This is a genomic window from Pikeienuella piscinae (genome assembly GCF_011044155.1).
Taxonomy (GTDB): Bacteria; Pseudomonadota; Alphaproteobacteria; order Rhodobacterales; family Rhodobacteraceae; genus Pikeienuella; species Pikeienuella piscinae.
Genome location: NZ_CP049056.1, coordinates 4,208,388 through 4,228,024 on the forward strand (window position 1 = coordinate 4,208,388; position 19,637 = coordinate 4,228,024).

The 19,637-nt window shown below is 64.3% G+C and carries 20 protein-coding genes and 1 tRNA gene; 17 read left to right on the forward strand and 4 right to left on the reverse strand.

The features are described from left to right. Positions 1-49 precede the first annotated feature (49 nt). The 15 genes from G5B40_RS20040 to G5B40_RS20110 all read left to right on the forward strand — a co-directional run bounded on the left by G5B40_RS20040 (position 50) and on the right by G5B40_RS20110 (position 14,590). Positions 50-1,486 carry an FAD-linked oxidase C-terminal domain-containing protein gene (locus G5B40_RS20040; RefSeq protein WP_165102634.1) on the forward strand — a complete coding sequence of 479 codons (1,437 nt, stop codon included), beginning with the start codon at positions 50-52 and terminating at the stop codon, positions 1,484-1,486. Then, entirely contained in the window at positions 1,486-2,646 is a 1,161-nt protein-coding gene (gene glcE, locus G5B40_RS20045; RefSeq protein WP_165102637.1) for a glycolate oxidase subunit GlcE, read from the forward strand. The genes G5B40_RS20040 and glcE overlap by 1 nt, the downstream gene beginning before the upstream one ends. Before the next feature lie 2 nt (positions 2,647-2,648). Continuing rightward, positions 2,649-3,311: a response regulator gene (locus G5B40_RS20050; RefSeq protein ID WP_165102640.1), complete on the forward strand. Its 663-nt coding sequence runs from the start codon at positions 2,649-2,651 to the stop codon at positions 3,309-3,311. A 4-nt stretch (positions 3,312-3,315) separates the two neighbouring features. Next, positions 3,316-4,602: a glycolate oxidase subunit GlcF gene (gene glcF, locus G5B40_RS20055; RefSeq protein WP_165102643.1), complete on the forward strand. Its 1,287-nt coding sequence runs from the start codon at positions 3,316-3,318 to the stop codon at positions 4,600-4,602. Beyond that, entirely contained in the window at positions 4,599-5,321 is a 723-nt protein-coding gene (locus G5B40_RS20060) for a trypsin-like serine peptidase (protein ID WP_165102646.1), read from the forward strand. Before glcF ends, G5B40_RS20060 begins: the two co-directional genes overlap by 4 nt. A 100-nt stretch (positions 5,322-5,421) precedes the next feature. Next, positions 5,422-5,892, forward strand: coding sequence for an Hsp20 family protein (locus G5B40_RS20065; RefSeq protein ID WP_165102649.1), 471 nt, complete (start codon positions 5,422-5,424; stop codon positions 5,890-5,892). Positions 5,893-6,129: 237 nt separating this feature from the next. Further along, entirely contained in the window at positions 6,130-8,097 is a 1,968-nt protein-coding gene (locus tag G5B40_RS20070; protein WP_165102652.1) for an AMP-binding protein, read from the forward strand. After that, positions 8,094-8,912 (forward strand): ABC transporter ATP-binding protein, encoded by an 819-nt coding sequence (locus G5B40_RS20075; RefSeq protein ID WP_165102655.1) that lies wholly within the window; start codon positions 8,094-8,096, stop codon positions 8,910-8,912. The genes G5B40_RS20070 and G5B40_RS20075 overlap by 4 nt, the downstream gene beginning before the upstream one ends. Then, entirely contained in the window at positions 8,905-9,201 is a 297-nt protein-coding gene (locus G5B40_RS20080) for a hypothetical protein (protein WP_165102658.1), read from the forward strand. The genes G5B40_RS20075 and G5B40_RS20080 overlap by 8 nt, the downstream gene beginning before the upstream one ends. A 69-nt stretch (positions 9,202-9,270) precedes the next feature. Then, positions 9,271-9,858, forward strand: a complete 588-nt coding sequence (locus tag G5B40_RS20085) for a hypothetical protein (protein ID WP_165102661.1) — start codon at positions 9,271-9,273, stop codon at positions 9,856-9,858. Beyond that, positions 9,858-10,859: a branched-chain amino acid ABC transporter permease gene (locus G5B40_RS20090; RefSeq protein ID WP_165102663.1), complete on the forward strand. Its 1,002-nt coding sequence runs from the start codon at positions 9,858-9,860 to the stop codon at positions 10,857-10,859. Before G5B40_RS20085 ends, G5B40_RS20090 begins: the two co-directional genes overlap by 1 nt. Beyond that, positions 10,859-11,233, forward strand: coding sequence for a VOC family protein (locus tag G5B40_RS20095; RefSeq protein ID WP_165102666.1), 375 nt, complete (start codon positions 10,859-10,861; stop codon positions 11,231-11,233). Before G5B40_RS20090 ends, G5B40_RS20095 begins: the two co-directional genes overlap by 1 nt. A gap of 1 nt (position 11,234) precedes the next feature. Further along, positions 11,235-12,311: a branched-chain amino acid ABC transporter permease gene (locus tag G5B40_RS20100; RefSeq protein WP_165102669.1), complete on the forward strand. Its 1,077-nt coding sequence runs from the start codon at positions 11,235-11,237 to the stop codon at positions 12,309-12,311. Positions 12,312-12,384: 73 nt separating this feature from the next. Next, positions 12,385-13,680 carry an ABC transporter substrate-binding protein gene (locus G5B40_RS20105; protein WP_165102672.1) on the forward strand — a complete coding sequence of 432 codons (1,296 nt, stop codon included), beginning with the start codon at positions 12,385-12,387 and terminating at the stop codon, positions 13,678-13,680. Between the two features lie 73 nt (positions 13,681-13,753). Further along, positions 13,754-14,590, forward strand: coding sequence for an ABC transporter ATP-binding protein (locus G5B40_RS20110; protein ID WP_165102675.1), 837 nt, complete (start codon positions 13,754-13,756; stop codon positions 14,588-14,590). Between the two features lie 91 nt (positions 14,591-14,681). On the opposite strand, the gene G5B40_RS20115 is transcribed toward G5B40_RS20110, so the two are convergent. Beyond that, the gene (locus tag G5B40_RS20115; RefSeq protein WP_165102678.1) at positions 14,682-15,086 is read right to left on the reverse strand and encodes a hypothetical protein; all 405 of its coding nucleotides are present in this window, start codon (positions 15,084-15,086) and stop codon (positions 14,682-14,684) included. 187 nt (positions 15,087-15,273) lie between these two features. Between G5B40_RS20115 and G5B40_RS20120 the strand changes: the two genes are divergently transcribed. Next, on the forward strand, positions 15,274-16,509 hold the full coding sequence (locus tag G5B40_RS20120) for a phenylacetate--CoA ligase family protein (protein ID WP_165102681.1): 1,236 nt from the start codon (positions 15,274-15,276) through the stop codon (positions 16,507-16,509). Positions 16,510-16,584: 75 nt separating this feature from the next. Here G5B40_RS20120 and ykgO read toward each other — a convergent pair whose 3' ends face one another. Both ykgO and G5B40_RS20130 read right to left on the reverse strand, forming a co-directional pair. Continuing rightward, on the reverse strand, positions 16,585-16,710 hold the full coding sequence (gene ykgO / locus G5B40_RS20125) for a type B 50S ribosomal protein L36 (protein WP_165102684.1): 126 nt from the start codon (positions 16,708-16,710) through the stop codon (positions 16,585-16,587). Positions 16,711-16,770: 60 nt separating this feature from the next. Continuing rightward, a tRNA-Val gene (locus G5B40_RS20130) sits at positions 16,771-16,845 on the reverse strand. A 140-nt stretch (positions 16,846-16,985) separates the two neighbouring features. Here G5B40_RS20130 and G5B40_RS20135 point away from each other — a divergent pair. Further along, on the forward strand, positions 16,986-17,846 hold the full coding sequence (locus G5B40_RS20135; protein ID WP_165102687.1) for an N-formylglutamate amidohydrolase: 861 nt from the start codon (positions 16,986-16,988) through the stop codon (positions 17,844-17,846). Between the two features lie 319 nt (positions 17,847-18,165). On the opposite strand, the gene G5B40_RS20140 is transcribed toward G5B40_RS20135, so the two are convergent. Then, the gene (locus G5B40_RS20140; protein WP_165103898.1) at positions 18,166-19,422 is read right to left on the reverse strand and encodes a DNA polymerase IV; all 1,257 of its coding nucleotides are present in this window, start codon (positions 19,420-19,422) and stop codon (positions 18,166-18,168) included. Positions 19,423-19,637: the final 215 nt, after the last annotated feature.

Genomic DNA, 19,637 nt, shown 5'->3' on the forward strand with positions numbered 1-19,637 from the left:
CGTCCCAAGCGTCGAAAGCGCATCGGGAGCGCCAGAGGAGGTTGCGTCGATGGAGATGCCGGAGCCGAACCCGCATGTCATGGCCAACCGCGATGAAATCATCGCGCGGTTGGAGACAGCGCTTCCGGACGGCGCGGTGATCTCCGCGCTCGAGGCGGTCCGCGTCTATGAATGCGACGCGCTCTCGGCCTATCGCTGTCCGCCGCTCGCCGTGGCGCTGCCGGGCTCGACGGAAGAAGTCGCGGCGGTTCTGAAAATCTGCCACGAGTTCGGCGCGCCGGTGGTCCCGCGCGGTTCCGGCACTTCGCTCGCGGGCGGGGCGCTACCGACGGCGGACTGCGTGATCCTCGGCGTCGCGAAGATGAACCGGGTGCTGGAGACGGATTACGACAACCGCTTCATTCGCGTCGAGACCGGGCGCACCAATCTTTCCGTGACCGGTGCGGTGGAGGCGGACGGTTTCTTTTACGCGCCCGACCCCTCGAGCCAGCTCGCCTGCGCCATAGCTGGCAATATCGCGATGAATTCGGGCGGGGCGCATTGCCTGAAATACGGCGTGACCACCAACAACCTGATGGGTGTGAAGCTGGTGACGATGGCGGGCGAGGTGCTGGAGATCGGCGGGCCGTGGCTCGACGCCGGCGGACTCGATCTTCTCGGGGTCGTATGCGGTTCGGAAGGTCAGCTCGGCGTGGTGACGGAGGCGACGCTGCGCATCCTTGCCAAGCCCGAAGGCGCGCGGCCGATCCTGATGGGCTTCGACGAGAGCGAGGTCGCCGGGGCCTGCGTGAGCGACATCATCCGCGCCGGGGTGCTGCCGGTCGCCATCGAGTTCATGGACCGGCCCTGCATCCGCGCCTGCGAAGCCTTCGCCCATGCCGGATATCCGGATGTCGAGGCTTTGCTGATTGTCGAGGTTGAAGGTTCCGAGGATGAGATCGACGACCAGCTTGCGAAGATAAAGGAGATCGCCGCGCGCCATTCGCCGCGCGAGATGCGCGAAAGCCGGAGCGCGGAGGAGAGCGCGCTGATCTGGAAGGGCCGGAAGGCGGCTTTCGGGGCGATGGGGCAGATCGCGGACTACATGTGCCTCGACGGGACGATCCCGGTATCGGCGCTGCCGAAGGTTCTGGGGCGGATTGGAGAAATGAGCCGCTCGTATGGGCTGGACGTCGCCAACGTCTTTCATGCCGGTGACGGCAACATGCACCCGCTCATTCTCTTCGACGCCAACAAGCCCGGCGACCTGGAACTTTGCGAGGAGTTCGGCGCCGAAGTCTTGAAGCTCTGCGTCGAGGTCGGCGGCTGCCTAACCGGAGAACATGGCGTCGGCGTCGAGAAGCGCGATCTGATGCTGCATCAGTACGATCCGGCCGATCTCGAAGCGCAGATGCGGGTGAAGGACGCGTTCGATCCGCACTGGTTGTTGAACCCTGCCAAGGTGTTCCCGATCCGGTTGACGGCGCAGCGCCGCGAGGCGGCCTGATGCTGAATGCGGTCTATTCCGGGGCGGAGGCGGCGCTGGCCGAGGAACTGCGCGCCGCGCATGACGAGGGCGCGCCGGTCGAGATCGTCGGTGGCGGAACGCGCCGGGCGCTTGGCCAGCCGGTGCAGGCGGCGCGCGCGCTTTCGACCTCGGCGCTTTCGGGAATCTCACTTTACGAGCCCGGCGCTCTGACCCTTGTCGTCGGCGCCGGGACGCCGCTGGCCGATGTCGAGGCGGCGTTGGAGGCCGAGGGTCAGCGCCTGCCGTTCGAGCCGATGGACCATCGCGGGCTTCTCGGTTCGGCGGGCGAGCCGACCATCGGCGGTGTCGCGGCGATCAATAATTCCGGCCCGAGACGGGTGCAGGCCGGAGCCTGCCGCGACGCCATGCTCGGCGTTCGGTTTGTTGATGGACGGGGCGAAGTGATCCGCAATGGCGGGCGGGTGATGAAGAACGTCACCGGCTATGATCTGGTGAAGCTGATGGCGGGGTCATGGGGCGTGCTCGGCGTCCTGACCGAAATCGCCTTCAAGGTGCTCCCGGCGCCCGAAGCCGCCGCGACGATCGTGATCGAGGGGTTGGATGACGCGGCGGGGGTTGCGGCGCTTTCCGCTGCGCTCGGCTCGCCCTGGGATGTGAACGGGGCCGCGCATGGGGCCGGACGGACGCTGATCCGCGTCGAAGGTTTCGAGAAACAGATCGCGCATCGCGCGCCGGCGCTGGTCGATGCGCTGAAGGCGCATGGGACCGGCGAGATCGTGACGGGCGCGGCGAGCGATGCGCTCTGGCGCGGCGTGCGGGACGTGGAGGCGTTTCAGGGCCGCGAGGGCGCGGTCTGGCGGCTGTCCGTCAAACCCAGCGATGCGCCGCCGCTCGTCGCTTCGCTTCGCGCGAAGGGCGATTTCGAAGCCGTCTATGACTGGGGCGGCGGTCTGGTCTGGTTGTTCACGCCTGAGGCGGGCGATGCCGGAGCAGGTGCGATCCGCGCCGAGACGCGGGCGCGGGGCGGCCATGCGACGCTGGTCAGGGCCGGCGCCTCGACCCGCGCGGCGGTCGATGTGTTCGAGCCGGCGCCGGCGGCCATCGGCGCGCTCGAGGCGCGGCTTCGCGCTGCGTTCGATCCGAAATCCATACTCAACCCAGGCCGGATGAGAGGTTGACCATGGAGGGCGTCGCCCGGCTTCTCGAGGCCATCAGCGCGTTGCTCTGGCCGATGGCGGCGATCGTCATCATGTTTCTGCTCCTGCCGGTGATCCGCGCGGTGATCGCCAAGAGGGAGTTCTCGCTGGAGATCGGCGGGTTCAAGTTCTCCGCACAGAAGGCGACCGAGAAAATTCAGCAGCAGCTCGCCGACCTTCAGGCCAAGATCGTGGCGCTGGAGACCGGCGGCGAAGTCTCTGGAAAGGGCGAAAAACCGTTCGCGGAAGGCCCCATTCGGCGCCTGTCGATCCTCTGGGTGGACGATCACCCCTCCAACAATGCGTTCGAAGCGGTAAGCTTCCGTCGCGACGGGCACACCGTGCATCAGGTTTCCGGCACGAGGGAGGCGCTGGGCGCGCTCCGCGCCGGTGGCGTCGATATCGTCATCTCCGACATGGGGCATCTGGAAGACGGCGCCAGGGACCCGGAGGCCGGCATGAAGTTACTGCGTGAGATGCGCGGGAAGGGCGACGAGACCCCCCTTGCTTTCTACACCACACGGGCCACCGCGCGACGCTGGGCCGGCGAGGCGCGGGAGCTTGGGGCGATCACGATGACGGATTCCTTCACCACGTTGTGCGCGACAATCAAGCGGCGCTTCACGAGCGCCGAGAAAGGCGGCTGACGCCATGCAGACCAATTTCACCGCTGAGCAACTTCAGAACCCGTTGGTCGCTCGTTCGAATAAGATCCTGCGGACTTGCGTCCATTGCGGGTTTTGCACGGCGACCTGTCCGACATACCAGGTTCTGGGCGATGAACTCGACAGCCCGCGCGGGCGCATCTACCTGATCAAGGACATGCTGGAGGCCGGCCGTCCGGCGGATGAGAAGACGGTGAAGCATATCGACCGCTGTCTCTCCTGCCTCGCCTGCATGACGACCTGCCCGTCGGGCGTCCATTACATGCATCTTGTCGATCACGCGCGCGAGCATATCGAGAAGACCTACAAGCGACCGCTCGGCGACCGGGCGCTGCGCTGGCTTCTGGCGCGGATACTGCCCTATCCGACCCGGTTCCGCTTCGCGATGCTCGGCGCGCGCTTGGCCAAACCCTTTGCGCGGCTCCTGCCCGGCAAGCTCGGCGCGATGATCGCCTTCGCGCCCCCGTCGATGCCGAGCCCGAGCCGGATGGAGGAGCCGCAGGTTCACCCGGCGAAGGGCGCGCGCAAGATGCGCGTCGCGCTGCTCACCGGCTGCGCGCAGCGGGCGCTCAACACCGATATCAACGAGGCGACGATAAGGTTGCTGACCCGGCTCGGCGTGGAGGTGGTGATCGCGAATGGCGCGGGCTGCTGCGGCGCGCTCACCCATCATATGGGCAAGACCGTGGAGAGCCACGCCTTCGCCGCGAAGAACATCGACGCCTGGACGCGCGAAGCCGAAGGCGAGGAACTGGACGCCATCGTGATCAACACCTCTGGCTGCGGGACGACGGTCAAGGATTACGGTCATATGTTCAGCGCTGACCCGGCTTACGCCGAGAGGGCGGCGAAGGTCGCGAACCTGGCGCAGGACATCACGGAAGTGCTGATGAAACTCGATCTGCCATTGGCTGACGGCGTTCCGAAACCGCGAGTCGGCTACCACGCGGCCTGTTCGCTCCAGCACGGCCAACAGATCAAGGATCATCCGAAGACGCTGTTGCGCCGCGCAGGCTTCGAGGTCGCGGAGCCCGCGGACGCGCATCTCTGCTGCGGTTCCGCCGGAACCTATAACCTGATGCAGCCGGAGATCAGCACACAGTTGAAAGAGCGCAAGGTCGCCACGCTCGCGGCGATCCGGCCCGAGGTGATCGCGGCGGGCAATATCGGCTGCATGATGCAGATCGGATCGGCGATGGAGGTTCCAGTGGTTCACACGGTCGAACTTCTCGACTGGGCGACCGGAGGGCCTAAGCCGCCCGCGCTTTCGTGAGGCTGGCGTTCGTTCTGCTTCTTCTGCCTTTCGCCGCCGCCGCGGGTGGACGGGTGATGCTGGACGCGGACTCGCAGGCGGCGTGGAACGGCGTTGGCCGGCTCAACCTCGGGGACGGATTCTGCACCGGCGCGCTGGTGGCGCCCGATCTCGTGGTTACCGCCGCGCATTGCTTCTACTCACCGGCGACCGGGGTCGCGCGCTCGCCCGAACGGGTGCATTTCGTCGCCGGCTATCGGCTCGGCCGCTACCAGGGTCACGCCCGCGCCGCCAGCGTGACGTTTCATCCCGACTATGCTTTCAGCGCCGAGACAGGCGCGGCTTCGATCGCCGCGGATCTCGCGCTTGCGCGGCTCGTTTCACCGATCGACGGCGCCGCGCCCTTCGGCGTCGCGCCTGGGCTGGCGGCGGGAGACAAGGTGGCGATCCTTTCCTATGGTCGCGACCGGCCGGAGATTCCGTCGATCCAGTCGCCGTGCGGCGTCGCTGCTCGGAGCGGCGCGATGGCGGTGCTGGATTGCGACGTGACCTACGGCGTTTCGGGCGCGCCCGTCTTCCTGCTGGTGGGCGGAGAGTGGCGGATCGCCGCCGTAATCTCGGCGATGGGGGAGTGGCGGGGCGCGCCGCGTGCTTTCGCCGTGGTGCTGGAAGATGCGCTTGGCGCGATGCTTGCCGCGTCCCGAATGGGCTTGAAAGCCGGAAAACGACCTCCCAAATAGATGCTGTCGGACGCCGGTGAACGGGTCCGGCGATCGAATGAGGCGCCGCCCGCAATGGGGACGCCGTCCATCAGTATCGCTCCAAAGGAGGACATCTGACATGCGCAACTTTGACCTCACCCCGCTATATCGCTCGACCGTCGGTTTCGACCGCTTCGCGAGCATGCTCGACCAGGTTCTGACCCAGGAATCCGCGCAGCCGGGCTATCCCCCCTATAATATCGAGAAGACCGGCGATGACGCCTATCGCATCACGCTCGCGGTGGCCGGATTCGCGATGGGCGATCTCGATATCGAGGCGCGCGAAGGCGTGCTGGTCGTCAAGGGCGGCAAGGCCCCGGCCGATGGCGACGACGCCCCGGTCTATCTCCACCGCGGCATCGCCGAGCGAAGCTTCGAGCGCCGCTTCCAACTCGCCGACCACGTGAACGCCACTGGCGCGGCGTTGGAGAACGGCTTGCTGCACATCGATCTCGTCCGTGAACTTCCGGAGGCGCTGAAGCCGCGCAGAATCGAGATCGGCGGCCGCAAGGCGATCGAAGGCAAGCGCAAGGCGAAAGCCGACGCGTGAGCCACTGATCGCCTAAGGCGATCAGATGAATGACATTGCGCGCGCCGGGAGATCGGCGCGCGCATTTCCTTTTTTGGTTTCGAAACAGAACCTCTGGATACTGGCGGTTTGTCGCCAGCGCCGGATCAATCCGGTCGCAGACGCTTGACCCGGCCGGGAATGCTGCGCAATTTCCTACCATAACGCCGTTAACAGGCGGTCGCCGGCAACGCCCGGCATCACTGGGAGGAAGCGCCTTTGGGCGATCATGTCGCGCCGCCAGAGGCGCTGGACACCTTGCCGAAACTTCTCGAATGGAACGCGACATCGCGCGCCAATGCGCCAGCGAGTCGCGAGAAGGAATTCGGCATCTGGCAAAGCTTCACCTGGGCCGAGGTTCGCGATGAGGTGCGCGCCCTCGCGCTCGGACTGCGCACGCTTGGTCTCGGCGCCGGGGACAGGGTGGCGATCATCGGCGCCAACCGTCCACGGCTCTACTGGTCGATGCCGGCTATCCAGATGTGCGGCGCGACGCCAGTGCCAGTCTATCAGGACAGCGTCGCGGAGGAGATGCAGTTCGTTCTCGAACATGCCGGGGTCCGCTTCGCCATCGTCGAGGATCAGGAGCAGGTCGACAAGGTGCTCTCGGTTGGCGACAAGCTGCCCGATCTGGAGCGGATCGTCTATTCGGACCCGCGGGGCCTGCGGAAATACGATCACGAGCGCCTTCATCGCTATGACGAGGTTCAGAAGGCCGGCCGCGCGGCGGAGGCGGAGCACGGGGCCGAGATCGACGCGCTGATTGCGACGGCGAAGGGCTCCGACACTTGCATCATCCTCTACACGTCCGGCACCACGGGCAAGCCGAAGGGCGTCGTTCTTTCCAACGACAATATTCTGTCGGCGGCGCGGTCCTCGGCGGTTTTCGACGATCTGAGGCAGACCGACAGCGTTCTCGCCTATCTGCCGATGGCGTGGGTTGGCGATTTCATCTTCTCGGTCGGTCAGGCCTATGTATGCGGCTTTTCGGTCGCCTGCCCGGAAAGCCCGGACACGATGCTGCTCGATCTTCGCGAGATCGGGCCGAGTTATTATTTCGCGCCGCCGCGCATCTACGAAAGCCTTTTGACCACGGTGATGATCCGTATGGAGGACGCCGGGCGTCTGAAGCGATGGCTCTTCAATTACTTCATGAAACACGCGGAGGATGTCGGCCCGAAGATCCTGGACGGGCGCGCGGTCGGCCTTCTCGATCGGTTGAAATACCGGCTCGGCGATATCCTGATCTACGGGCCGCTGAAGAACACGCTCGGCATGTCGAACATCCGGCTCGGCTACACCGCCGGCGAAGCGATCGGCCCTGAGATCTTCCGGTTCTATCGCGCGCTTGGCATCAACCTGAAACAGCTCTACGGACAGACCGAGGCCAGCGTCTTCATCACCGCGCAGCCGAATGGCGAGGTCCGCGCCGACACGGTCGGCACGCCGACGCCGGGGGTCGAGCTTCGGATCGATGAGAAGGGCGAGGTCTGGTATCGCAGCCCCGGCGTTTTCGTGGAGTATTACAGGCAGCCCGAAAAGACCGCCGAAACCAAAGACAAGGATGGCTGGGTCGCCACCGGCGACGCCGGTTTCATCGAGAAGGAGACAGGGCACCTCAGGATCATCGACCGGGCGAAGGATGTCGGCAAGATGGCCGATGGCGGGCTGTTCGCGCCAAAATACGTCGAGAACAAGCTGAAATACTATCCCAACATCCTCGAAGCCGTGGTTTTCGGCGCGGGGCGCGACAGGTGCAGCGCGTTCCTGAATATCGATCTCGGCTCGGTCGGCAACTGGGCCGAGCGCAATAACATCGCCTATGGATCCTATACCGAATTGGCGCAGCATCCGAAGGTCTACGAGATGATGCGAAGCCATGTTGATGAGGTGAACCGTTCGCTCGCCGCCGACGAGATGCTTTCCGGCTGCCAGATTCATCGCTTTCTGGTGCTTCACAAGCAACTTGATGCTGACGATGGCGAGTTGACCCGCACGCAGAAAGTGCGCCGTCCGACGATCACCGAACGCTACGAGCCGCTGATCGAAGCGCTCTACTCCGACGCGGAGGAGGTCTTCGCCGAGACCGAAGTCACCTATGAGGACGGTCGCAAGGGCAAGATCTCGGCGGTGCTGAAGATCGCCGACATGGAGGCCTACCCGCCGGTCCGGAAGGCCGCCGCGTGAACAACCCGAGTCATGGCTTCGTCACCCCTGACGGCCGCCGGATCGGCGGGCCGGTGCTGGAGGTGCGGAACATCACGCTCCGTTTCGGCGGCGTCGTCGCGCTGTCCAATATCTCCTTCGACGTCCTAGAAGGTGAGATTCGCGCGATCATCGGGCCAAACGGGGCCGGCAAGTCCTCCATGCTGAACGTGATCAACGGATTCTATCACCCACAGGAGGGCGAGGTCTGGTATCGCGGCGCGAAGCGCGAGCCGCTGAAGCCCTATCAGATCGCCCATCAGGGCGTCGCCCGCACCTTCCAGAATATCGCGCTCTTCAAGGGCATGACGACGCTCGACAACATCATGTCCGGGCGGCTCACCAAGATGAAGGCCGGGATGCTGTCGCAGGCGCTCTGGTTCGGCAAAGCCGAGGCCGAGGAGGTCGCGCATCGGGAGGCGGTCGAGAAGATCATTGATTTCCTGGAGATACAGGGGATCCGCAAAACCCCGGTCGGACGGCTCCCATATGGTCTGCAGAAGCGGGTCGAACTCGGCCGGGCGCTGGCGGCGGACCCGTCGCTCCTGTTGCTCGATGAGCCGATGGCGGGCATGAATGTCGAGGAAAAGGAGGACATGTGCCGTTTCATCCTCGATGTGAACGATGAGTTTGGCACCACGATCGCGCTGATCGAGCATGACATGGGCGTGGTGATGGACATCGCCGATCGCGTCGTCGTGCTGGATTACGGTCGCAAGATCGGCGACGGCCCGCCCGACGAGGTGCGGCGCAATCAGGATGTGATCGACGCCTACCTGGGGGTGAGCCATGACTGAAGCGCGGATCCCGGTGTCGGAGACCGCGTTCGGCGCGATCACCGCGCGCGGGTCGGCCGCACCGCTGCGGATAACGCCTCCGCCGCCTGACGCCAATCTGCGTGCGCCGGCTTCGCGCGAGATCGTCGGCGGTTTTCCGCGGGGCCGGGCTTGTGTCGGACCGAACGAAAGGCGCGTCTCCTCTGTCGGCGACGACGCCGAAAGTGACGGCGGCGTTTTCGCAAGCTATCAGGATCTGGCGCACGGGGTTTCCGCGCGGGTCATGATCAAACCAGAGGCCGGGGCCTGATGGCGCCGGTCAACCGCTTCACCGAACTGTTCGCGCCAGGCGTGAACGACCCCTATTCCGGAGTATGCAATGAGTGATTTGACGAAACTGGGGCAAGCAGCGCTCGCCGCCGCGGTTCTGACGGCCTGCGCGCAGGCGCCGTCGAGCGAAACGCAGCCAGCGCCGGCGCACGCAGCGGCGAGCCCCGCCGATGTGAACGCGATCGGAGATCGTTTCGCCGGCTATTTCAGGGATAGATGCGCCTTGCCCATCAAGGCCGGCGACGCGCCCGACACGGCGGGGCTGATCCCGGCGACGGCCGAGGTGATCGCCCGGTTCCCGAAGGTGCCCGACTACGAGGAGTTGAGCGGGCGCGACCTGTCGTTCTGGATGGCGCCGGACGATTCGCAGGGCGCGGTCATCCTGGTCATCGAAGAGGGGCCGGAGGGCGAGCGCTGCGCCGCCGTCACGGAGGCGTTCTCGACCGAGCAGTTCGCCGGACTCCTAAAGAAAACCTACCCAGAATATCTCGGGGAGGCGTCGGATGACAGCGTCGTCAACGCCCGCGCATTTCTTGACGACGCAGGCGATTCTACGCGCAGCGTCATCTATTCATCCTATCACGACGCGAAAACGCGTGTTTCGGCCGGCGTTGTTTCGCTGAGCGAGGCCGATTGATGGACCCGGTCATTCTCTACACGATTGAGGTGATCCTCAACGGGTTGATGACCGGGGTGATGTATTCACTTGTGGCGCTCGGCTTCGTGCTGATCTTCAAGTCTTCAGGAATTTTCAATTATAGCCAGGGCGTCATGGCGCTGTTCGCGGCGCTGACGCTGGTCGGGCTGCAGACCGGGCAGGTACCGTTCGCGCATCTCATCAACGCGATCTTCGGCGTGCATCTCGAATATTTCGGCTGGACGCTGCCCTCGGTCCTCGCGATTCTCGGTTCGCTCGCGGTGATGATCCTGTTCGCGTTCCTGGTCGAGCGGCTGATCCTCAAGCACCTGGTGAACCAGGATCCGATCATCCTTTTCATGGCCACGATCGGCCTCGCCTATTTCATGGAGGGGTTCGGCGATCTGCTGTGGGGCGCCGATATCAAGACGCTCGATATCGGCATCCCGCAGGGCGGGTCGTTCTGGCTGGAGGACCGGACCATCGGCCTCGCGGCCGAAGGGTCGAACTATTACGGGATGTATATCGACCTGCTCGATGTCTGGGCGACGGTGGTCGCGGTCATCCTTGTGATCGGGCTGACGGTGTTTTCGCAATACACCAAGACAGGCCGCGCCCTGCGCGCAGTGGCGGACGATCACCAGGCGGCGCTCTCCGTGGGTATCTCGCTCCGGGCGATCTGGGTGATCGTCTGGTCCATCGCCGGCTTTGTCGCGCTGGTCGCGGGCATCATGTGGGGCGCCAAGTCCGGCGTTCAGTTTTCGCTCTCGCTGATCGCGCTGAAGGCGCTTCCGGTTTTGATGCTTGGCGGGTTCACCTCAATTCCCGGCGCCATCGTCGGCGGGCTGATCATCGGCGTCGGCGAAAAGCTCTTCGAATTCTGGATCGGCCCGTTGATCGGCGGGGCGACGGAGAACTGGTTCGCCTATGTGCTGGCGCTCCTCTTCCTCGTGTTTCGGCCGCAGGGTCTTTTCGGCGACAAGATCATCGAGAGGGTGTGATGGCGCATCAATCCCGCATCGGTGTTATCGTGATCGACTGCCAGACCGAGGATTTGACCGCGGCGCTCGCCTTCTGGAAGGAAGCGCTTGGCTGCGAGGGCGAGATCGACGACGACGGCAAATACGCGCAGCTCCATACCGGGGGGCAATTGCGCGTCCTCCTGCAGAAGGTCGGGCACGAGCCGCGCGTCCATCTCGACATCGAGACCGACGACCGGGAAGCCGAGCGCGCGCGGCTCGCGGCTGTCGGCGCGAAGCCGCTGGAGAGCATCAAGACCTGGCACGTGATGGAGGCCCCGACCGGCCACCGGTTCTGCATTGTTGGTCCGCAGGGTGGGGATTTCCCCGCCGGCGCGGCGGAATGGGAAGACTGAGATGCTGTATCGCGAAGCCGGTGACTTCAAGACATCATACGCCGCCGACGGCCAGACCTTTCCGATCGCTTTCGACCGTTGGGGCTATTACGTGGCGATCGCGGTGGCGTTTCTGGTTATTCCATTCATTATTGACGACTACTGGGAGAAGTCGGTCCTCGTCCCGGTGCTGATTTATGCGATGGCGGCGCTCGGGCTCAACATTCTGACTGGCTATTGCGGGCAGCTTTCGCTCGGCACCGGCGGGTTCATGGCGGTCGGGGCCTACGCCTCCTACAAGTTGATGACCGCGTTTCCGGAGCTGAACATCTTCTTCGTCATCCTGCTCTCCGGCGGGGTGACGGCGGGGGTCGGGCTACTCTTCGGGTTGCCCTCGCTCAGGATCAAGGGGTTCTACCTGGCCGTGGCGACGCTGGCGGCGCAGTTCTTCCTGGTCTGGCTCTTCAACAAGGTGCCGTGGTTCTACAATTATTCCGCGACCGGGCAGATCAATGCGCCGACGCGCACTTTTTTCGGGATCGAGGTGACCGGGCCGTCGGCGGCGCCCTGGGCGACCTATCTGTTCTGCCTTCTCTTCGTGTTCATTTTCGCCTGGGCGGCGCGGAACCTGACGCGGGGTAGGCTGGGACGACAATGGATGGCGATCCGCGACATGGACATCGCGGCGGAGATCATCGGCGTGAATCCGCTGATGGCGAAACTCTCCGCCTTCGCGATCTCATCCTTTTACATCGGCGTCGCGGGTGCGCTCTTCTTCACTGTCTATCTCGGCGCGGCGGAGGTGGGCGAGGCGTTTGGCATCGACAAGTCGTTCCTCGTCCTTTTCATGATCATCATTGGCGGGCTCGGCTCGATTCTGGGCAGTTTCATTGGGGCGGCGTTCATGGTGCTTCTGCCGGTCCTCCTGAAAAACCTCTTTGTCGGCGGGCTCGACTGGCCGACGGATGTCGCCGCGCATCTTCAACTCGTCATTTCGGGCGGGCTGATCATCCTGTTCCTGATTGTCGAGCCGCACGGGCTTGCGCAATTGTGGCGATTACTGAAGGAAAAATTGAGATTGTGGCCGTTTCCGCACTAGGATCGACCGCATGAGACGAACCCGGAACAACCGGGGCGCATACCGATCTTCAACCCTACAGGGAGGATTTAGCATGAAACTCTCCAGACTGTCCGCGATCACTGCGGCGGCGCTGCTGGCGGCGAGTCCGGCGTTGGCGGACCTCGTGTTCCCATCGCTCAGCTACCGCACCGGCGCTTACGCCGCGAGCGGCATCCCCTTCGCCGACGGCTATGCCGATTACTTCACCCTGGTGAACGAACGCGATGGAGGCATCGGCGGCGTGAAGGCGCGGGTGCCGGAATGCGAGACCGGCTACAACACCGAAAAGGGCGTCGAGTGTTATGAGTCGACCAAGGGCGAGGGCGATGGCGCGTTGCTCTATCAGCCCCTCTCCACCGGCATCACCTACCAGCTGATCCCCAAGGTTTCGGCCGATGGAATTCCGATGCACTCGATGGGGTATGGCCGCACCTCGGCCGCCAACGGCAAGGTGTTCGAATGGGTTTTCACCTACCCGACCAATTACTGGGCCGGCGCCTCGGTCGCGGTGAAGTACATTCTGAACGAGAATGGCGGCGATATTTCCGGCAAGAACATTGCGCTGCTTTACCACAATTCGGCCTATGGCAAGGAGCCGATCCGGACGCTGGAGGAACTCGCCAAGAAGCATGGTTTTTCCCTCACGCTGCTGCCGATCGACGCGCCCGGACAGGAGCAGAAATCGCAATGGCTTCAAATCCGGCGCGAACGGCCGGATTACGTTCTCTTCTGGGGCTGGGGCGTGATGAACCAGGTCGCGATTCAGGAGGCCGCGAACATCCGTTACCCGATGGAGAATTTCATCGGCATCTGGTGGTCGGGCGCCGAGCCTGACGTGATCCCGGCGGGCGCCGGCGCGGACGGCTACAAGGCGCTGGCCTTTTTCGGCACCGGCGACGACTGGCCGATCTTCGACGATATCCGGAAATACGTTGTGGACGCGGGAAAGGCCGCCGGCGCCGGTGATAATATCGGCTCGGTCGGCTACAACCGCGGCCTCTACGCGGCGATGCTGGCGGTCGAGGCGACGAAGACGGCGCAGGAACTGAGTGGCGAGAAGAACATCACCGCCGCGATGATGCGCGACGGGATGGAGGCGCTGGAGATCACCGAGGAAAAGTTGACGGCGCTCGGCCTCGCCGGCTTCGGCCCTACATTCAAGGTCACCTGCGCGAACCATGGCGGGCCGGGCCTTGGCGCGATCCAGCAATGGGACGCCGACGCCCAGACCTGGAGCATCATCACCGACTTCGTTGAGCCTGATATGGACGTGCTCCAGCCGTTGATCGATGAGGACAGCGCGGCCTACGCCGCCGAGAATGGCATCGAGCCGCGCTCCTGCGACTGACATGATATCTTCCCCGGCTCCGCGCGGGGCCGGGGAGGCGCCAACATCGCCCTTCCTAGTTCAGGCCGCATCCATGCTCGACGACAGTGAAAATCCGGCGAAGAGCGAACCGGAAACCCTGCTCGAAGTCTCGAATGTCGAGGTGATCTACAATCACGTGATCCTCGTTCTGAAAGGCGTCAGCCTGACCGTGCCGCGGGGCGGGATCACCGCCTTGCTGGGCGGCAACGGGGCCGGCAAGACGACGACGCTCAAGGCGATCTCGAACCTTCTCCATTCCGAGCGTGGCGAGGTGACGAAAGGCGCAATCCGCTATCGCGGCGAGCCGGTCGCGAAACTGAATCCCGCCGCGCTGGTGAAAAAGGGCGTCATCCAGGTAATGGAGGGGCGGCACTGTTTCGAACATCTCACGATCGAGGAGAATCTTCTCACCGGCGCCTACACGCGCTCATCGAAGACCGAGACCGCGGCGGAACTCGAGAAGGTTTACGCCTATTTTCCACGCCTCAAGGAGCGACGGAAAAGCCAGGCCGGCTACACTTCTGGCGGCGAGCAGCAAATGTGCGCCATCGGCCGCGCGCTGATGAGCCGGCCGGAGATGATCCTGCTGGACGAGCCATCGATGGGCCTCGCGCCGCAGCTTGTGGAGGAAATCTTCGGTATCGTGAAAGGGCTGAACGAGAACGAGGGCGTCAGTTTTCTTCTAGCCGAGCAGAACACCAATGTGGCGCTTCGCTTCGCTCATTACGGCTATATCCTCGAAAGCGGCCGGGTGGTGATGGACGGGCCGGCGGCGAGCTTGCGCGAGAACCCTGACGTGAAGGAATTCTATCTCGGGATGTCCGAGACCGGGCGCAAAAGCTTTCGCGACAGCCGCTCTTATCGCCGGCGCAAGCGGTGGCTGAGTTGAGGCCACGCCTTGGCCGCGCCGAGCAGGAGAGGCGGCCGGACCTCCCGGACCCGCCGCCTCCGATAGTCTCTCGACCGATTCCGCCTCTACTCTACTTGGGCGCGCAATCGTTAATGATCACTCCGGGTGAATGGGCGAAACTGACGCCACTTGCGCCGTAGCGGTAGTAGTATCGCACGTTCCCGCCTGATGAGAGGGGATCGCCCTCCGGACTCATCGTGTATTCATATTTGAAGCTGCGGTCGGTGGGCTGCGCATTCGGCGTATCTGAAAAGCCGATGGCGCCCGCTCCCTTGTAGGGCTCGAATGTGAGTGTGAACCAGTCGCCCGCGTCGCCGGGATTCACGCATCTGAACTGACGTCCCGACACGGCGTCGAAGAACGCGTCGTTCTTCAGCGGGACGAGATCAGCCCTGGCGGTCGGAGCGGTGGCGGTTGGAGTGGAGCAAGCGGCCGCAAGCAGGGAGGAGCAAGCAATTAAGTGGAATCTTCTCATGGTTCTAGTTTCCTTATGTTTTGATCGAATCAATAAATAGCGTGAAATTATTGAGCGGCCTTCCGAACGCTGCCAACAAAATTGCGCGCGGTGCAACTTCGCGTTTCCTTTCGTCGAAGGAATGCAGGGCGTTGGTCTTCATTCCGGGCATCTGTAATGTTGCGCGGAATGCTGGGAGGAAAAGCAAATGACCCGCCACTACGACGAACTCGAAACCCGCAGCGCTGATGAGCGCGCGGCGGATATCGCCGCCAAGCTGCCGCGGCTGATCGCCGGCGCGATGGGGGCCGCGCCGGGGCTGGCGTCGCATCTTGATGGCGTCGATCCTGCGGCAGTCGCTGACCTGAACGGGCTCGCAAAGCTTCCCGTGCTGCGCAAGTCTGACCTTCACGCCGCGCAGAAGGCGGCCCCGCCCTTCGGCGGCTTCGCGCGGCCTCCGGGCGCGACGCATCATGTCTTTCAGTCACCCGGCCCGATCTATGAGCCGGGCGGGACGGGGCGCGACTGGTGGCGCATGGGCCGCAGCCTTTTCGCCGCCGGGATCGGGCCGGGCGATATCGTGCAGAATTGCTTCTCCTATCACCTGACGCCAGCCGGCATGATGTTCGAGAATGGCGCGGCGGCTGTCGGCGCTTCGGTCTTGCCGGCGGGAACAGGGCAGACGGAGCTTCAAGCGCAGGCGGCGGCGGATATCGGCGTCACCGCCTACACCGGGACGCCGGATTATCTGAAAGTAATCCTCGACAAGGCGGCAGAGCTTGGGTTGGATCTATCGCGGTTGAAAAAGGCGGTGGTCGGCGGCGGTGCGCTTTTTCCGAGTCTTCGCGCGGAATATGCTGAGCGTGGGATCACCTGCCTTCAGGGTTACGGCACGGCCGATCTCGGTTCAATCGCGTATGAGAGCCCTGGACCGGATGGCGCGGTCGAGGGGATGGTCGTCGATGAGGGTGTGCTTGTCGAGGTCGTGACGCCGGGTACGGGCGATCCTGTCGCTGAGGGCGAGGTCGGCGAAGTCGTGGTCACCACGTTCAACCTGGACTATCCACTGATCCGTTTCGCCACCGGCGATCTCTCCGCTGTTCTACCGGGCGAGAGCCCTTGCGGGCGCACGAACATGCGGATCAAGGGCTGGATGGGTCGCGCCGACCAAACCGCGAAGGTCAAGGGCATGTTCGTTCGTCCGGAACAGGTCGCAACGCTGGTCGCCCGCCATGATGAAGTGCTGAAAGCCCGCGTTATCGTCACCCGTTCGGGCGAGCAGGATTCGATGCTGGTGCGGCTGGAGGCGACGGGCGGCGATGTCGCGGCGTTCGAAGCCAGCGTCGTGGCGGCGCTGAAGCTCAAGGGCGCGGTGGAGGTCGTCGTCCCGGGGAGTCTGCCGAAGGACGGCAAGGTGATCGACGATCAGCGCAGTTACGAGTGATTCCCGAAACGCCAAAGGCCGCGCGAGAGCGCGGCCTTCATTTTCGTCGCACGGCTCGAAGGCGCGCGGCGCGGGTCAGCCCTGGCGGGCCTTGAACCGGCGCTGCACCTTGTTGATCACGTAGACCCGACCCTTGCGGCGCACCACGCGGCACGCCGGATGACGACTCTTCAGCGAGCGAAGCGAATTCTTGACTTTCATCCTGCGTCTCCCGGCGCGCTGCGCCCTGATCTCTGTCTCTCGCCCGGCGCGGCGGTCTGATGGTGGGCGTAACTGGGATTGAACCAGTGACCCCTTCGATGTCAACGAAGTGCTCTCCCGCTGAGCTATACGCCCATGAGCCTCCGCGCCCGGTCGCGGGATAAAGCATGGGATGCGTGGGGTCGTCAAGGCCGCGAAGCGGTGAAACTCGACACCGCGTTCGGCCCTTATTGTTCGGATTGCCAATCGCATGGCGCGGGTCCATCCTGATCCGCATGGTCACGACGCAGCCCTTCCATCTGACTGAGCCGGAGACGCTTTCCGCCGCTGCGGTGTTCAGTTCCCCGCATAGCGGCCGAATCTATCCCGACGACCTGATCCGGCGCGCCCGGCTCGACCGGCACGCGCTCCGCGCCTCCGAAGACGCATTCGTTGATCGGCTCTTCTCGGCCGCGCCCGATTCAGGCGCGCCGCTGATCGCCGCCGCGATGCCCCGCGCATATGTCGATCTGAACCGCGGGCCGGAGGAGCTGGACCCGGCGGTGGTGCGCGATGTCCGGGCGACCGGGCTCAACCCGCGCGTTGCAGCTGGCTTGGGCGTCATCCCGCGCATCGTCGCGGAAGGGCGGCCGATATACGAAGGGAAGATCGGGCTGGACGAGGCGCGCGCGCGAATCGCCGCGTGCCATACGCCCTATCATCGTAAGCTGGAGGCGCTGATGACGCGGGCGGCCGCGCATTTCGGCTACGCGCTTCTCTTCGATTGTCATTCGATGCCGTCCGACGCGTTGCGCGCGGCGCCGCGGGTGCGGGGCGGGCGCGCGCAGATCGTGCTCGGCGACCGCTTCGGCGCCTCGGCGGCGCGACCATTGATGCAGGCCGCCATCGATGCGTTCGAGCGCGCTGGCTTCGTCGTCGCCGTAAATGCGCCGTTCGCCGGCGGTCACATAACGCAGCGCTACGGCCGTCCGTCGCAGAACTGGCACGCGATTCAGATAGAGATCGATCGTGGTCTCTATCTCGATCAGAATCTGGTGACGCCGGGGCCGGGCTATGCAGAATTGAATGCGCGACTGGCGCGTGTGATCCCTGAACTGGCTCTGATCGGCCGCGCCGGAGCGCTCGCCGCCGAATAGGTTTCTACGACCGGTCGCCATCGAGGACCCACGCGGAAACAGGCGTTGGACTCCAAGAATACCGCAAAAAAATGGGCCGCCGAAGCGGCCCAAGTAAAGGGAGGAAACGCCCGACTAAGGGCTACGGCCTAAGCCGTGAGTTGAAGATATGTGTGCGATGCAGCATTGGCAAGCGTGCATTGCAGAATCTCGCCAGACCAGGTGACCTTGGTTGGTGGCGGACGAATAAAAAGAATTTTATATCAACATATTGAAGGATTATTGGCGGGGGAACAAATTTGTTGCAACTGCGAGGGTCCGCCGGTATCGCGGCGACGGATCATCTGATGCTGCGGCCCTTTGCGATCGAATCCGCGCCAAATCGGGCGCGGATCCGGTCGCTTGCGCGCTCCGCGCGGGCTCTCGCCCCGGCCTGAGAATCGAGAAGGTCCGCCGAGGCGTCGTCGCCTTCGCCTTCAGGAAGCAGGTCCGATATTCCCACGCCGACCAGCCGGAACGGGCCTTGGGAGAGGATCAGACCGAGGAGCGCCCGTCCGGTGGTGAAGATGCGGTCGGCGAGCTGCGTGGGGCTGGTGAGCGCGCTTTGGCGGGTGAGGGCGCGGAAATCCGCGGTTCTGACCTTCACCGTGACGCGGCGGCCGGCGAGAGTCCTGGCCTTGGCGCGGTCGGCGACGCGCACGGCGAGGCGCCAGAGGTGGGCTTCGAGCGTTTCGCGGTCGCGGATGTCTTCGTCGAAAGTGGTCTCGGCGGAGATTGATTTCATCGCGGCGTTGCGGGTCACGAGGCGGGCGTCTTCGCCGCGGGCGAGGGCGGCGAGGCGGCGGCCCATGGCGCCGTAGCGGGCGGTGAGGTCGGCTTCATCGGCGCGGCGGAGGTCGGCGATGGTGCGGAACCCGTCGGCGATCAGCTTCTTCTGCGTGGCGGCGCCGACGCCCCAGATGGTGGAGACTGGGCGGGGGGCGAGGAAGGTGTCGGTTTCGGCCTCGCCGACCACGGAATAGCCGCGCGGCTTGTCGAGATCGGAGGCGATCTTGGCGAGGAACTTGTTGTGGCTGAGGCCGGCGGAGGCGTCGATGCCGGTCTCGCTCCTGATCCGGGCGATGAGGCGGGCGAGGGTGATCGCCGGGGGGGCGCGGTGAAGGCGTTGGGTGCCGCGGAGGTCGAGGAAGGCCTCGTCGAGGGAGAGGGGTTCGACGAGGGGGGTCGCCTCCTCCATCAGTGTCCGGATCTGGCGGGAGACGGCGACATAGGTCTCCATACGCGGAGGGATGACCACGGCTTCGGGGCAGAGGGCGAGGGCCTTGAACATCGGCATGGCGGAGCGGACGCCCCTGATCCGGGCGACGTAGCAGGCGGTGGAGACGACGCCGCGGCGACCGCCGCCGATGATGACGGGGCGGTCGGCGAGGGTCGGATCGTCGCGTTTCTCGACCGAGGCGTAGAAGGCGTCGCAGTCGATATGGGCGATCCCGAGGGTGAGAATCTCCGGGTGCGACAGGGTGCGCGGCGAGCGGCAGGCCGGGCAGCGGCCGGGCCTTTCGAAGCTCTCGTAACAGTCGCGGCAGATCGTCGGCATGGGGGCGAGGATAGCAGAGAGCGGGGCGGGGCGGCAGCGGGAAATCAGTGCGTTATCGCACGCGATAAGGGGGTCAAACAATTGATATAAATAAATAATCCGAATCTTCGTGTTTTTCGGGGCGGCTATCGCGCGGGTTTCCGGGGGTGAAAATCTCATTCAACAATTCGGTTGACTCATGCCATTCCGACATGTACATTCAACGCCATGGTTGA